This is a genomic window from Acinetobacter sp. S-1 (assembly GCF_059579785.1).
Map to the genome: position 1 here is coordinate 1,704,170 of NZ_CM184207.1, position 15,644 is coordinate 1,719,813.

The 15,644-nt window shown below is 39.8% G+C and carries 15 protein-coding genes; 14 read left to right on the forward strand and 1 reads right to left on the reverse strand.

The features are described 5' to 3' along the window. Positions 1–363: 363 nt before the first annotated feature. Positions 364–1,044, reverse strand: a complete 681-nt coding sequence (locus tag AC52J8_RS08120) for a hypothetical protein (RefSeq protein WP_057085052.1) — start codon at positions 1,042–1,044, stop codon at positions 364–366. 374 nt (positions 1,045–1,418) lie between these two features. Here AC52J8_RS08120 and AC52J8_RS08125 point away from each other — a divergent pair, with 374 nt between their 5' ends. From AC52J8_RS08125 to AC52J8_RS08190, 14 genes are all read left to right on the forward strand, one after another. Beyond that, positions 1,419–3,611: a TonB-dependent siderophore receptor gene (locus AC52J8_RS08125; RefSeq protein ID WP_343286801.1), complete on the forward strand. Its 2,193-nt coding sequence runs from the start codon at positions 1,419–1,421 to the stop codon at positions 3,609–3,611. A gap of 275 nt (positions 3,612–3,886) precedes the next feature. Continuing rightward, complete coding sequence (ftsB, locus tag AC52J8_RS08130; protein ID WP_005069056.1) at positions 3,887–4,276, forward strand: cell division protein FtsB; 390 nt, start codon at positions 3,887–3,889, stop codon at positions 4,274–4,276. Further along, positions 4,242–4,958, forward strand: coding sequence for a 2-C-methyl-D-erythritol 4-phosphate cytidylyltransferase (ispD, locus tag AC52J8_RS08135; RefSeq protein WP_086399455.1), 717 nt, complete (start codon positions 4,242–4,244; stop codon positions 4,956–4,958). The genes ftsB and ispD overlap by 35 nt, the downstream gene beginning before the upstream one ends. Before the next feature lie 348 nt (positions 4,959–5,306). Beyond that, positions 5,307–5,978, forward strand: coding sequence for a 3-oxoacid CoA-transferase subunit A (locus tag AC52J8_RS08140; RefSeq protein WP_017386040.1), 672 nt, complete (start codon positions 5,307–5,309; stop codon positions 5,976–5,978). Positions 5,979–5,996: 18 nt separating this feature from the next. Continuing rightward, entirely contained in the window at positions 5,997–6,650 is a 654-nt protein-coding gene (locus tag AC52J8_RS08145; RefSeq protein WP_086399454.1) for a 3-oxoacid CoA-transferase subunit B, read from the forward strand. A 12-nt stretch (positions 6,651–6,662) separates the two neighbouring features. After that, positions 6,663–7,874, forward strand: coding sequence for a 3-oxoadipyl-CoA thiolase (gene pcaF / locus AC52J8_RS08150; RefSeq protein WP_086399453.1), 1,212 nt, complete (start codon positions 6,663–6,665; stop codon positions 7,872–7,874). 2 nt (positions 7,875–7,876) lie between these two features. Then, positions 7,877–9,232, forward strand: coding sequence for a 3-carboxy-cis,cis-muconate cycloisomerase (gene pcaB / locus AC52J8_RS08155; RefSeq protein WP_086399452.1), 1,356 nt, complete (start codon positions 7,877–7,879; stop codon positions 9,230–9,232). Then, positions 9,229–10,014 carry a 3-oxoadipate enol-lactonase gene (pcaD, locus tag AC52J8_RS08160; protein WP_086399451.1) on the forward strand — a complete coding sequence of 262 codons (786 nt, stop codon included), beginning with the start codon at positions 9,229–9,231 and terminating at the stop codon, positions 10,012–10,014. The genes pcaB and pcaD overlap by 4 nt, the downstream gene beginning before the upstream one ends. Before the next feature lie 42 nt (positions 10,015–10,056). Next, complete coding sequence (gene pcaK, locus AC52J8_RS08165; RefSeq protein ID WP_032006318.1) at positions 10,057–11,412, forward strand: 4-hydroxybenzoate transporter PcaK; 1,356 nt, start codon at positions 10,057–10,059, stop codon at positions 11,410–11,412. A 15-nt stretch (positions 11,413–11,427) separates the two neighbouring features. Then, positions 11,428–11,841 (forward strand): 4-carboxymuconolactone decarboxylase, encoded by a 414-nt coding sequence (pcaC, locus tag AC52J8_RS08170; protein WP_000997505.1) that lies wholly within the window; start codon positions 11,428–11,430, stop codon positions 11,839–11,841. A 10-nt stretch (positions 11,842–11,851) separates the two neighbouring features. After that, complete coding sequence (pcaH, locus tag AC52J8_RS08175; RefSeq protein WP_000077913.1) at positions 11,852–12,577, forward strand: protocatechuate 3,4-dioxygenase subunit beta; 726 nt, start codon at positions 11,852–11,854, stop codon at positions 12,575–12,577. A 14-nt stretch (positions 12,578–12,591) separates the two neighbouring features. Further along, positions 12,592–13,221, forward strand: a complete 630-nt coding sequence (gene pcaG / locus AC52J8_RS08180; protein ID WP_002121089.1) for a protocatechuate 3,4-dioxygenase subunit alpha — start codon at positions 12,592–12,594, stop codon at positions 13,219–13,221. Between the two features lie 69 nt (positions 13,222–13,290). Then, on the forward strand, positions 13,291–14,118 hold the full coding sequence (gene aroD / locus AC52J8_RS08185) for a type I 3-dehydroquinate dehydratase (RefSeq protein WP_086399558.1): 828 nt from the start codon (positions 13,291–13,293) through the stop codon (positions 14,116–14,118). Positions 14,119–14,137: 19 nt separating this feature from the next. Then, the gene (locus AC52J8_RS08190; protein WP_086399450.1) at positions 14,138–15,592 is read left to right on the forward strand and encodes a right-handed parallel beta-helix repeat-containing protein; all 1,455 of its coding nucleotides are present in this window, start codon (positions 14,138–14,140) and stop codon (positions 15,590–15,592) included. Positions 15,593–15,644: the final 52 nt, after the last annotated feature.

The window sequence follows — 15,644 nt, forward strand, 5'->3', positions numbered from 1 at the left end:
CCTTATTAAAATAGTTAGAAGAGATCCTTATAAATTCTTAACAAAGTAAAAAATAAAAAAATATACTTTTTAGGTAGTTATTAGTTAAAAGCTCGAAATATATGTGACTTTTTATAAATTTATTTCAACTAATTCCCTACGAAGAAGTTTACTGTTGATAGCGTGACCAAGCTGATTTATTGCAAAGTAGATCTATTAAAAAGGTACTTTTACTTTATATGAGCTTGCATTTAAATGAGAGATAAAAAATATAAAAGATATACTTTGTGAGTTATTTCTTATTATTAAATAAGTTCTCCTTAAGAAAGATATGACTATGAATATGATTAATAATCAAAAATTTATCATATTTAATAAGATAGTTTAACGACAATTAGAGGTATAGGGGATAGCATCTAAACGTTTTTGAAAAGCATGAGGATCCATAATATTTTTATACATTTGTTGATATGTTTTTTTGTGATCTTCAATATTATGATAGTCGATAATTTCTTGGAGTTTGTCTTTGTATTCTATATGGCCAGCATTGAACATCGCTGCATAGTGTCCCCATAAAGCATATTGATATCTTAAAGCAGCTTTTGGGATCAAATTTATCTCGGTTAAATAACTATTAGCAGTTTTTTCATAGCATTCTTTTATTTGATAAGGGTCTCTTTTCATTTTGCTTAAAAAAATACATTGCATCTCTTGTAGCTTTGAAATATCTGTTTTAGCTAGTATTTTTTCGGTAACACTATATGCTTCCTTAAGACAACCTAAATGTACAAGTATTTTGCGTTTAGTTTTTAAAATATTTAGGTTGTTCTCGCTAGAAGGTATCTTTTTCAATAAGTTTTTAAATCTTAAGTGAGCAGTTGTTTGGTCTTGTTCCGTGTTTAATTTATAAATAATTTCATTATATTCATATATATAAGTATTAATTTTTTCATGTTGCTTATGGTTGTCCTTCATATTAATTATTTTTGAAGGACTATCATCAGTATGGTTATTACAAGCGCTCAAACCTAAGCTTACTAAAGAAAATGCTAAAACTTTATGCACTACAACTTGTACCCTTTATTCTCTCTTAAGAGGTTTGAGAAGAATAATAAAATATAAAAGAAAATACTGTTTAGTTTATTATTTTTTGAGTTAATCATAAAACTATCGCATAAGATTTTATTGGCTAATTGAAAGAGCAATAAATTTAAAAGATGTGATGACCAAACAAGGTTTGAAGAGAGTGAAAATATATAAGTGATTAGAACCATTGATAATTTAATTTAAACAAATAGGAATAATTATTAATATATTGTTGATAACAATTATCATTCATGTTAATTTTTGTGCCGACTTTTGCTGCTGTTTAACAAGGACCAAAGTAGCAAAAGACTAAGGAATCTCGCACAGCACATTGGTTATTATGGAATTTTCTTATGTACACTCCGCCCTTTAGAAAAGCGTTTACATCTCATCCCTTAGCACTTGCTATGGCTTTAACTGCTCCTTCAATTGTTTATGCTGATGAGATAAATGGAACAGCCACTTTAGAAACGATAAAAGTACAAGCAGAAGAAGATTTCGCTGTTACCGAAGGTTCGGGCAGCTATACAGCAAAAAGCACAAATACTTCTACAAAATTAAATTTATCTCTTCGTGAAACACCACAGTCGGTGAAGGTTTTAACCCGTGAATATTTAGATGATCGGAAAATCGATTCTTTTCAAGATTTAATGAACAATATTACGGGTGTTTCGACTTCACGTACTGATGAGCGTCAGAAAGTTTATGCACGTGGTTTTGAGGTAGATTATTACTTAATAGATGGAATACCGAGCACGATTAATTTAGGTACAGGGGACCTTGATTTAGATATTTATGATCGCGTCGAGGTGGTGAAAGGTGCTAATGGCTTAACCACAGGTGCGGGCAATCCAGCGATGGCGCTGAACATGATTCGCAAACATGCAAACTCAAAAGAACTTAGTGGTAATGTCAGTACATCATTAGGCTCATGGAACTCTTGGAGTAGTTCGGCAGATATTTCTGCACCGCTTAATGTTGATGGTTCATTGCGTGGACGTATGTTTGTGAAGCATTCTGATGAAAATTCATTTATGGATTTTTATGAGAAAGAACGGAATGTATTTTATGGTGCCCTTGATTATGATCTGAGCGATAAAACAAGTATGTCGCTTGGAGCTACTTATCAAGAATTGCATCGTGACGGTATCCGCTGGGGTGGTACACCTGCTTTTTATACTGATGGGACCCGTACCAATTTTTCTAGAAGCTTAACAGTAAGTGCACCTTGGACATATTGGGATGTGAATACAACGGCAGTATTTGCAAACTTAAAACAGAATTTGTTTGGTGATGTTAATTTAAATGTTGCTTATACCTTCCGCAAAGAAGATACGGACTCTATGTTGTTATATACAGCTGGAAGAGTAGACAAGGCAACCAATACCAGTCCATTAGAAAATCCAAATGATAATTCGGAGAATAAAACTGATTATGTTTCTGTATATGGCGCAAAAGCTGCCAGTGAAGAAAACAATATTAATGTTTTTATTAATGCCCCATTTACACTTTTTAATCGCCCACAAGAAATCATTATTGGTGGATCTTGGAATAAGAATGAAAAAACCAAAGATCTTTCTGGTGGTTCTAATGCAAACAAAGAGATTGAAAAATATTTAGGTGGCCCACTTAACTATAATGATATAGCGCAAGAATTACTTCAGCCACTGGTACTAAATACCAGAGGTGCACTCAATGAAACCACACAAACTGCTGCATATATTGCGGGTAAATTTCAAATTCTGGACCCTTTGAAAATTATTGCTGGTGCACGTTTATCTAACTGGAAATATAAATCTGAAAATGATAAAGGTAACCGTGAATTCAATAGGGAATTAGCACCATATGTTGGCGCTATTTATGATTTTGCCCAAGATCATTCTGTGTATGCGAGTTATACAGAAATTTTTAAACCTCAAGAACGTAAAGATATAAATGATCAATATATTGACCCGATTACAGGTAAGAGTTATGAGGCTGGTTTAAAGAGTGAATGGTTTGGAGGGCGTTTAAATACAGCATTGTCGGTATTTCGAATAGAACAATCTAATTTTGCTGAATTGATACCTGGAGTATTTATTGTCCGTAATGGTACACAAACTACAGAGCAAGCTTACCGTGCTGTAGATGGTGTTGAAAGTAAAGGCTTTGAGTTTGAAGCTGATGGAGAAATTAACGATAACTGGGCTGTTAATTTTGGTATTGCTAATTTTGAAGCAAAAGATGCAAAGGGTACGAAGGTTAATACGACAAACTCTCGAACAACTTCAAATTTATTTGTTAAGTACAAACTTAATCAGTGGAGTGCAGGACTTGGCTTAAATTATAAGAGTAAATACTATACGGGTAGTGGAAGCTCTCGTATTGAGCAAGATGCTTATGTTTTAGCAAGTGCGATGCTTGGCTATCAAGTAGATAAAAATATTAAACTTCAATTTAATATCGATAATATTTTTGATGAGAAATATTATGAAGGTATTGGTGAAAACTCAATGAACTGGGGAACACCACGAAATGCAACGCTGAGTGTTCGTTATAATTTTTGATATAGACATACTCATAAGTAACCGATTTATAAAAGCCCTCAAAAGAGGGCTTTTTTGTGCGTAGATTGATTTATAAGCAGTTGTACTTATAAATATTATTTCCCTTTCAAATTCCATTCATTTTTGACAAAATGAAACATGTCACAATGGTCAATTAAAGTAATATGCCCATTAATAATTTTGCTTAAATTTTTGCAGGAATTTCGCATGCTACTTCTTAATTACTATACAATACAATCTCTTAACGAAAGTTTTTAATTAAAAATCTTAATGATATGTTAGAAGTATTTCGATCCACTTCAAGCAAACTGATATTGCTACTAGTTATTGTTTTAGTAGCCATACTGCAATATCAATTTTGGTTAGGTGAGGGTGGTTATCTCCCTCATCAAGCTCTCATGCAACAAATTCAGCAACAAGCTGAAGTAAATGAAGAGCTTAAAGAACGAAACCGTATTTTGGCAGCAGAGGTTTTTGACCTGAAAAATGGTACAGAAGCAATAGAAGAACATGCTCGCCTTGATCTTGGTTTGGTTAAACCACATGAGACATTTGTTCAAATGAGTACCATCAGTACCCATTACAAGCCTATTTATATTGACCCGAACGCTAAAGTTGATTTGGAAACGAATGAGACACCTGCATCCCCCGATATCCCAGACTAAATTATGGGCAGTTATTCCAGCTGCAGGGTCAGGAAGTCGATTTTCTAAAACTGAATTGAAGCAGTATCAATATATTCAGAATACGACTGTTTTAGAACATACTGTTCGGCGCATAAGCCAGCTTCCATTAAGTGGTTATGTTTTGGCAATTGGTACTCAAGATACTTTTGCTCAGACGCTCGCATTCCAAAATATAGATAAGGCGCATTTTTGTATAGGTGGGGCTGAACGAGTCCATTCGGTATTAAATGCTTTAAATCATCTTTTAACTTTTGCTGATGAAAATGATTGGGTGCTTGTGCATGATGCAGCTCGGCCTTGTGTTACAATTGAATGTTTAAATACCCTTGTTGAACAAGCAATTAAATCAAATCATAGTGCTATTTTAGCGATTCCTGTTCGTGATACGTTAAAGCAGGTTAGGGTAGATAATTATATTAATAAGACGGTAAGTCGGGATTCATTGTGGCAAGCTCAAACTCCTCAAATTGCTAAAATTGGGAAGCTCAAAAAGGCAATTGAATACGCATTAGAAAATAACATTGCTATTACCGACGAAGCAAGTGCACTCGAATATATGGGTGAAACTGTGCAGGTTGTGATGGGGCGTTCTGATAATATCAAAATTACTTATCCTGATGATTTAGAACTTGCACGTTTAATTTTACAATCACAGTCTTAAGATAAAAATCGAATAATAAGTTGTAGTTTTAATTGTAAAATAGCCTAAGTAAATATTTCATTTCTACATATCTATTTATAAGAATTAATGTTTTTTTACATCCCAAGTCTATAAGATTAGTTGAGTAATTTACTTAGATAATGTTCGATCATCGAACAAAATATATTTATAGCGAACAAAACTGTATGTAGCTTACTAGATCAAAATACGAAAATTATCAAAAATGTTTAAAAGGGAAATCTAAGGGAAACACTCGGGATTGAGTGAAATATTTATCTATTCTTCTCGCCTCAGTGTGCCTAACTCTCTTATCTCTCTTTTCTTCAATGAGCACAATGGAGTTGTCTAATGATTGACAAAAGTAAGTCCTCACTAAGCGAGGTTCTATCGCAGATTAAAGATGGTGCAACCATTCTAATTGGTGGTTTTGGTACCGCAGGACAACCCGCTGAACTCATTGATGGTCTTATTGAACTCGGTGTTAAAGATTTAACCATTGTCAGCAACAATGCTGGTAATGGCGATTATGGTCTGGCTAAACTGCTTAAGGCTGGTTCAGTTAAAAAAGTGATCTGTTCTTTCCCACGTCAGTCAGACTCTTATGTGTTTGATGAACTTTACCGTGCCGGAAAGGTTGAACTTGAAGTGGTACCGCAAGGTAATCTGGCGTGTCGTATTCAGGCAGCAGGTATGGGCCTAGGCGCAGTGTTTACCCCAACAGGCTTTGGAACACTTTTGGCAGAAGGTAAAGAGACCCGTGAGATTGATGGGAAAGATTATGTGCTTGAGTATCCGATCAAGGCTGACTTTGCCTTGATTAAAGCCTACAAGGGCGATCGTTGGGGCAATCTGGTTTACCGTAAATCTGCACGTAACTTTGGCCCGATTATGGCGATGGCTGCGGATGTCACCATTGCTCAGGTGTCTGAGGTTGTGGAGCTAGGTGGTTTAGACCCTGAGCACATCATCACCCCAGGTATCTTTGTACAGCATGTTGTACAAGTAGCGCCAGCACAGTAAGCAATAAGGAGAAATAACATGAGCTACCAGAAACTCAGCCGTGACCAGATTGCAAAACGTGTGGCAAAAGATATTCCAGATGGCGCCTATGTGAACTTGGGTATTGGTTTACCGACCAAGATTGCAAGCTACTTACCTGACGATAAAGATATTTTTCTTCATTCTGAAAATGGCCTATTGGCTTTTGGCCCACCGCCAGCTGCAGGTGAAGAAGACCCTGAACTGATTAATGCGGGTAAAGAGTTTGTGACCATGCTTGAAGGTGGTAGCTTTTTCCATCATGGCGACTCATTTGCCATGATGCGTGGTGGTCACCTTGATATTGCTGTACTCGGTGCATTTCAGGTGGCAGCCAATGGCGACTTGGCCAACTGGCACACGGGAGCACCCGATGCGATTCCTGCGGTGGGTGGTGCGATGGATTTAGCTGTAGGGGCTAAGAAAGTGTTTATCACCACAGACCATGTGACCAAGCAAGGTGAACCGAAGATTGTGGCTGAGCTCACTTATCCAGTAACAGGTAAAAAATGTGTTGACCGTATTTACACCGACTTGTGTGTGATTGATGTGACTAAAGATGGTTTAAAGGTGATTGAGAAAGTTGAAGGTCTTAGCTTTGAAGAGTTACAGGCTTTGACTGGTGCAACTCTGATTGATGCAACTCAAGGGTAAGGAAGTAGGGAAATGACATTAAAAAACGCTTATATCATCGATGCCATCCGTACCCCATTTGGCCGTTATGCCGGTGGCCTTGCACCTGTCCGTGCCGATGACCTTGGTGCTGTGCCGATTAAAGCCCTCATGCAGCGTAACCCAAGTGTAGATTGGGAACAGGTCGATGATGTGATCTATGGTTGTGCTAACCAAGCCGGTGAAGATAACCGTAACGTGGGCCGTATGTCAGCACTGCTTGCAGGTTTGCCGTATCAAGTACCGGCAACGACCATTAACCGTTTGTGTGGTTCTTCACTCGATGCCATTGCCATTGCTGCCCGTGCCATTAAAGCAGGTGAAGCGAATTTGGTGATTGCTGGTGGTGTGGAAAGTATGAGCCGTGCACCCTATGTGATGGGTAAGTCTGACAGTGCTTTTGGTCGTAGCCAGAAGATTGAAGACACCACTATGGGCTGGCGCTTCATTAACCCGAAACTTAAAGAATTGTATGGTGTAGACACCATGCCCCAGACTGCCGAAAACGTGGCTGAACAGTTCAACGTGAATCGTGCAGATCAGGACCAGTTTGCCTTGGTGAGCCAACAACGCACCGCAAGCGCGCAAGCCAAAGGCTTTTTTTCTAAAGAAATCGTGGCAGTTGAAATCCCTCAGCGTAAGGGCAATGCTGTTGTGATTGATACCGACGAACATCCACGTGCATCAACCACGCTTGAAGCTTTAAGCAAACTTAAGCCTGTTGTCAAAGCAGATGGTTCTGTGACTGCGGGAAATGCTTCAGGTATTAACGATGGTGCAGCAGCATTGCTGATTGCTTCTGATGAGGCAGTTCAAGCTTACAATTTAAAACCACGTGCCAAGATCCTTGCTTCAACAGCAGTGGGTCTAGAACCACGCATTATGGGGTTTGCTCCTGCACCAGCCATTAAGAAACTACTTAAACAAGCCAACCTGACTTTAGATCAGATAGATGTGATTGAGCTTAACGAAGCTTTTGCCGCACAAGCTTTAGCAGTGACGCGTGATTTAGGCTTGCCAGACGATAGCAACAAGGTAAATCCAAACGGTGGTGCCATTGCTTTGGGTCATCCACTTGGTGCATCAGGTGCACGTCTTGTGACTACAGCCTTAAACCAGCTTGAACAAACGGATGGTCGTTATGCCTTGTGTTCAATGTGTATTGGTGTGGGGCAAGGCATCGCATTGATTATTGAGAGAGTCTAATCATGAGCCAGTTATATGCCAGCTTGTTTTACCAAAAAGACGTCACTGACATCTTTAGTGACTCATCTTTAATCACATATATGATTGAGGTTGAAGTTGCCTTAGCTCAAGCACAGGCACAAGTTGGTGTGATTCCTCAAAATGCGGCTAATACAATTGCCCAAGTAGCTGAGCAGGCATTAGATAAGTTTGATTTTTCAGCTTTGGCTGTCGCAACTGGCTTAGCTGGAAATATCGCAATTCCATTTGTAAAACAGCTTACAGCAATTGTTAAAGATGTTGATGAAGATGCTTCACGTTATGTGCATTGGGGTGCAACGAGTCAGGATATTTTAGACACAGCTTGTATTTTGCAATGTCGTGATGCGTTGAACATTGTGGAAGCTCAACTTCAACAATGCTATGCGACTGCATTACAGCAAGCCAAGCAATATCGCCATCAAGTCATGATTGGGCGTACATGGTTACAGCAAGCTTTACCCATTACTTTGGGGTATAAACTTGCTCGTTGGGCTTCTGCATTTAAACGTGATTTAGACCGTATTCAAGCTATGAAGTCACGTGTACTGACTGCTCAGTTAGGTGGTGCTGTGGGTTCATTAGCTTCTTTGCAAGATCAAGGTTCACTTGTGGTTAATGCATTTGCTCAGCAGCTGAATCTGACTGTACCGGCAAGCACATGGCACGGTGAGCGTGACCGTATTGTAGAAATTGCAAGTGTGCTTGGCATGATTGTCGGGAATACGGGCAAGATGGCACGGGATTGGTCACTCATGATGCAAACTGAAATTGCAGAGTTGTTTGAGCCAACCGCAAAGGGTCGTGGTGGTTCATCGACCATGCCTCATAAGCGTAATCCAGTTGCGGCAGCATCCGTATTAGCCGCGGCGAATCGTGTACCAGCACTTATGTCTAGCATTTATCAAAGCATGGTACAGGAACATGAGCGTAGCTTAGGCGCGTGGCATGCAGAATGGTTAGTAGTTCCAGAAATCTTTCAGCTTTGTGCTGGAGCATTAACTCGTACTGGGGAAGTTTTACAAGGTTTCGAAGTTAATGCTGAACATATGCAACAGAACCTTGAGTGTACCAACGGGTTGATTATGGCAGAAGCTGTGATGATGGCACTTGCTCCAAAAATTGGACGTTTAAATGCTCATCATTTAGTTGAAGCAGCTTGTAAAACAGCCGTGGCTCAAAAGCAGCATTTATCTGAGGTTGTTAGTCAGTTAGATGAAGTAAAAGAACATTTTAGTCAAACAGAAATTTTGGAAATATTTAAAGCAGAAAACTATTTAGGCAATATTCAGCAACAGATTGATGCAGTTTTGCAAGAAGCACAAGGAGAGCCAAAGTGAAACAGACTATTAGCAATCGCCAAGGAAAACAGCTAGCTGTTTATATTGACGGTTTAAAAGATGCTCCTGTGCTTGTGTTCTCTAATTCATTAGGCACAGACCATGGTATGTGGCAGTCACAGGTAAGTGAATTAAAAAGTCATTTTAATGTCATTACATACGACACACGTGGTCATGGTGAAAGTGAGGTAATTAGTGACACCACATTGCAAAACTTAGCTGAAGATGTGGTTGATATTTTAGATGCCTTGAGTGTTGAAAAAGCTCATTTTTGTGGCATTTCAATGGGTGGAATTACTGGGCTTTGGTTGGGTATTCATCATCCAGAGCGCTTTTTAAGTATTACTGTTGCGAACTCGGCAGCCAAAATTGGTCAGGCGGAGGCTTGGTTGAGTCGTGCTGATTCTGTGGAACAGAATGGTTTAGCTGAGTTGGTAAAAACCACGCATACCCGCTGGTTTAGTGAAAACTTCGACTATCAACATAACGTGGTTGCACAAACGACGATCCAAAGTCTGGCAAACACACCAGCACAAGGTTATGCGAATGCATGTCGTGCTTTAGCATATGCTGATTTAAGAGATGAAATTACGCAAATCCAAGTTCCGGTATTGTTCATTGCAGGAACGGCAGATCCAGTGACAACAGTAGCAGATGCTGAGTTTATGCAGCGCGCTATCAACAATAGTCAGATTGCTAAATTGGAAGCATCTCATCTTTCTAATATTGAGCAACCGCAAAGATTTACTCAGGAATTGACTAGGTTTATTCAGCAAATCTAATAGCTTAGTGATTTAAAAGGAATTGGCCTTAAGGAGGCAAATATGGCGTCTCAGGATTACGCTGCACCAAATAAAAGTATCGATGCTCAAGCATTAATTAATGATGCTCCACTCAGTAAGTATCAATGGATGATCGCAATCATCTGTTTCTTAATTATTTTTACTGATGGTATTGATACTGCTGCAATGGGTTTTATCGCTCCAGCTTTGGCACAAGACTGGGGAGTTGATCGCTCTCAGTTAGGACCAGTGATGAGTGCTGCACTTGGTGGAATGATTATTGGAGCTTTGGTTTCTGGTCCGACAGCTGACCGTTTTGGTCGCAAAATCGTACTGGCTTTTTCGATGCTTGTATTTGGTGGATTCACCTTGGCATCTGCTTATGCAACCAACTTAGATAGCCTTGTCGTTTTACGCTTTTTGACAGGTATTGGTTTGGGTGCAGCTATGCCAAATGCCACTACATTATTTTCTGAATACTGCCCAACACGCATTCGTTCATTACTCGTGACTTGTATGTTCTGTGGTTACAACTTAGGTATGGCAACAGGTGGTTTTATCAGTAGTTGGCTGATCCCGACTTATGGTTGGCACAGTCTGTTTTTACTTGGCGGCTGGTCACCTTTGATCTTAATGATTTTAGTGATTTTAGTTTTACCTGAGTCTTACCGCTTTTTAATTGTGAAAGGTAAGAATCCTGAAAAAGTACGCAAAATCTTAAATCATATTGCACCAGCTCAGATCCAAAATGCGACTGCATTTCACGTACCTGAAGAGAAAACCGAGACAGCTCAAAAGAAAAATGTCTTTGGAATTATGTTTTCTAAACCATATGCAAAAGGAACACTTTTGCTTTGGTTGACCTATTTCATGGGGCTCGTGGTTGTTTACTTGCTTACAAGCTGGTTACCAACGCTTATGCGTGAAACAGGTGCCTCAATGGAGCGTGCTGCATTTATCGGTGGATTGTTCCAGTTTGGTGGTGTGGTAAGTGCCTTATTTATTGGTTGGGCGATGGACAAATTCAACCCTAACCGAGTGATTGCTATTTTCTACTTTGCTGCAGGTCTATTTGCGATTGCTGTTGGTCAAAGCTTAGGAAACTCAACATTACTTGCAGTATTGGTGCTTTGTGCGGGTATCGCAATTAACGGTGCGCAATCTTCAATGCCTGCGTTAAGCGCTCGTTTCTATCCAACGCAGTGCCGTGCAACTGGCGTGTCTTGGATGACGGGGATTGGACGTTTCGGTGCGGTATTTGGTGCTTGGATTGGGGCTGTGTTACTCGGCAATGATTGGTCGTTTACCGCCATTCTTAGTTTATTACTAATTCCAGCGACTGCTGCCGCTGTTGCTGTATTTGTTAAATCAATTGTTGCGCATACCGATGCAACTTAATAGAGGTCTATCACAATGAATGATGAACAACGCTATAAACAAGGCATTGAGGTGCGGACTGAAGTTTTGGGCGAAAAGCATGTTGGTCGGTCTTTGCAGAACTTAAATGACTTTAACCAAGATTTTCAAAATTTTATTAGCCGTTACGCATGGGGTGAGGTGTGGTCTCGTCCAGGCCTTCCACGTCATACACGTAGTTTAGTCACTATCGCAATTTTATTGGCGCTTGGACGTGAAGATGAACTACGCATGCATTTACGTGCTTGCTTTAACAATGGCGTAACTAAAGAAGATTTAAAAGAGCTGATCTTACATAGTTCACTCTATGCAGGTTTACCTGCTGCAAATGCTGCAATGCATATGGCTGAAGAAGTCTTTAAAGAGTTGGGGATAGAGGTAAACCCAATTGCAGCGAAAGAACAGGATTAAGGAGATAAAGATGTCACAACATAGCTGGGGTGCTTACGCCCAACGTAATACAGATGACCATCCACCAGCGTATACGCCAGGTTATAAAACAAGTGTATTACGTTCGCCAAAAAATGCATTGATCTCAATTAATGAGACTTTAACTGAAGTTACTGCACCGCATTTTTCTTCAAATTTGTTTGGCCCAAAAGATAACGATTTGATTTTGAACTATGCCAAAGATGGTTTACCAATTGGTGAGCGTGTCATTGTCCATGGCTATGTTCGTGACCAATTTGGTCGTCCTGTGAAAAATGCACTTCTAGAAGTATGGCAAGCCAATGCTTCTGGCCGTTACCGTCATCCAAACGACAAGTTTATTGGTGCAATGGATCCTAACTTTGGTGGTTGTGGTCGTACCTTAACTGATGAAAACGGTTTTTATATTTTCCGTACCATTAAACCGGGTCCGTACCCATGGCGTAACCGTATTAATGAATGGCGTCCTGCACATATTCATTTCTCTTTAATTGCTGATGGTTGGGCTCAGCGTCTGATTTCGCAGTTTTATTTTGAAGGCGATACGCTCATTGACACTTGCCCGATCTTAAAAACGATTCCTTCTGAAGATCAACGTCGTGCCTTGATTGCACTAGAAGATAAAAACAACTTTATCGAAGCAGATAGCCGTTGTTACCGTTTTGACATCACTTTACGTGGACGTCGAGCGACTTACTTCGAAAACGAATTGACTTAATCGGGAGCACTAGCATGAATAACTGGAATTTTCAGGAACTAAAAGAAACTCCATCTCAAACAGGTGGTCCTTACGTTCACATTGGGCTATTGCCACAACAAGCAAATATTGAAGTGTTTGAAAACAACTTTAATAACCAGCTAGTACAAGATCAGACCAAAGGTGAGCGTATTCGTCTTGAAGGCCAAGTGTTTGACGGGTTGGGTTTACCGCTACGCGATGTGCTGATTGAGATTTGGCAAGCTGATGCGAACGGTATTTATCCAAGTCAGGCAGATACGCGTGAGCAAAAAGCTGACCCAGCATTTCAAGGTTGGGGCCGTACAGGTGCTGACTTTGAAACGGGTGTTTGGAGTTTCAATACGATTAAACCGGGCGCGACAGCAGGCCGTAAAGGTTCAACTCAAGCACCTCATATTGCATTAGTCATTTTCGCTCGCGGTATTAACTTGGGTCTTCATACACGAGTTTATTTTGACGATGAAGCAGAGGCAAATGCCAACGACCCGATTCTAAATAGTATTGAATGGGCACCACGTCGCCAAACACTTATTGCGAAACGTTTTGAAGAAAATGGTGAAGTTGTTTACCGCTTTGATATTCGCATTCAAGGCGATGACGAAACCGTATTTTTTGATATTTAAGAAACACCTAAGGCTACACCTGATTATTCAAGGATGCGTGTAGCCTTTTTAAGGATGAACGATATGAACATGAAAACATTATTAAGCCTCAGTTTGCTTGCACTCCCATTTTTTACTGCACAGGTGAATGCTGAACCTGTTATTTTAGCCGCTCAAACACAACCCGCTGCTACAGCCGTTAAAACGATTGTTCCGATTACCGCAAAAACTAAAGAACAAGCATTGGCACAAGCTCAAGTCATTGCAAATACAGCAGATGCTGATTTGGCAGAGTTTCGTATCGATTTACTCAGTTTTGCGAGTGATACAAAACAAGTGATTGCTTTGGGGCATGAGTTAAAAAAGATTTTAGGCAATAAGCCAATGATCGCCACAATTCGTACCAAAAACGAAGGTGGCCAGCTTGAAATTAGTGATGTGGATTATGGTAAGACTTATCAGGCTTACTTAAAGAATCCGTTCATGGACTGGTTAGATGTTGAAATGTTCCGTGATCAAAAAGTAGTTTCAGAAATTGTTCAAAAAGCACATCAAAAGAAAGTGCTGATTGTTATGTCTAATCATGACTTCCAAAAAACACCAAGCCAAGATGAAATTGAAAAACGCTTGTTAAAACAAGATCAAATGGGGGCAGATATTCTCAAAATTGCCGTAATGCCAAAATCTAAACAAGATGTTTTCACTTTAATGAACGCAACTTTAAAAGTAAGTCAGCAAACCACTAAACCTTTATTGACGATGTCAATGGGGCAATTAGGTACGATTTCTCGTGTTGCGACTGCCAACATGGGCGGAAGTTATAGCTTTGGCATGATTGGTCAGGCTTCTGCACCGGGTCAAATTGATGTGACTAAGCTCAAACAGATTTTACAAACCGTTCAACCGACAAACCCATAAATCATAAGGATATGATGAAATGACTACATTACGTTTAACTACTCTTGCATTAGGTTTGATGGTTTCAGGAATAACTGCGGCACAAACTTATGTGGTTGACCGTTATCAAGACGATAGCAATAAAGGCTCTTTACGCTGGGCCATTGAACAAGCCAATGCAAACCCAAGCGAAGCTAGCGACATTTTGATTCAAGCAGTAGGCAAAGCACCTTATGCGATTAAATTAAATAGTGCACTTCCTGAAATTAAAGCACCTGTCAAAATCATTGGTACACAGTGGGATAAAACTGGCGAATACATCGCAATTGATGGTTCAAATTATATTAAAGGCGAAGGTGCAAAAGCTTGTCCTGGGGCAAACCCTGAGCAGTACGGCACTAATGTACGTACGATGACTTTACCGGGATTGGTATTGCGTGACGTCAACAATGTCACTTTAAAAGGTTTAGACATCCATCGCTTCTGTATTGGGGTATTGATTAACCGTTCAAGCAATAACCTCATCCAACACAACCGTATTAGTAATAACTACGGCGGTGCTGGTGTCATGCTCACTGGTGATGATGGTCAAGGTAACCCAACCGCAACCACCACCAATAACAACAAAGTTTTAGACAATATTTTCCAAGACAATGGTGATGGTCTAGAGCTGACACGTGGTGCTGCGTTTAACTTAATTGCGAATAACCATTTTGTTTCAACCAAAGCAAACCCAGAACCATCACAAGGTATTGAAATTTTGTGGGGTAATGATAATGCGGTAGTTGGTAATAAATTCGAAAACTACTCGGATGGCTTACAGATTAACTGGGGTAAGCGTAACTATATCGCCTATAACGAAATGACCAATAACTCGATTGGTTTCAATATGACGGGTGATGGCAACATTCTTGATAGCAATAAAGTACACGGTAACCGTATTGGTGTAGCCATCCGCTCTGAAAAAGATGCAAATGCAAAAATTACATTGACTAAAAACCTGATTTGGGACAATGGTAAAGATATTAAACGCTGTGAAGCGGGTGGTTCATGTGTACCAGATCAGCGTTTGGGTGCAATTGTATTTGCTGTGCCTGCACTTGAACATGCCGGATTTGTAGGTTCTCGTGGTGGTGGTGTGGTTGTTGACCCATCTAAACAACAAAAAACATGTACTCAGCCAAATGAACAAGGCTGTAATGCTCAACCTAATCAGGGTATTAAAGCTCCTAAATTAACTGCAAATAAAGGTTTAGTTGCGGTAGAAGTCAATGGTTTACCAAATCAACGCTATCAAGTTGAGTTTTTTGGCAACCAAAATGCAGCATCAAAAGAAGCTGAGCAATATTTAGGAGCAATAACTGTTGCTACAGATGCACAAGGTAAAGCAAAAGCGAATTGGAAGCTGTCTGTAAAAGTTGCCTCAATTACAGCGAATGTAACTGATCGCTTTGGAGCGACGTCTGAACTGAGTTCGGCCTTGCAAACTAAATAATAACAATAAGGAAAGCGCCTCAAACTGAGGCGCAGCATAGAAATATAGAAAT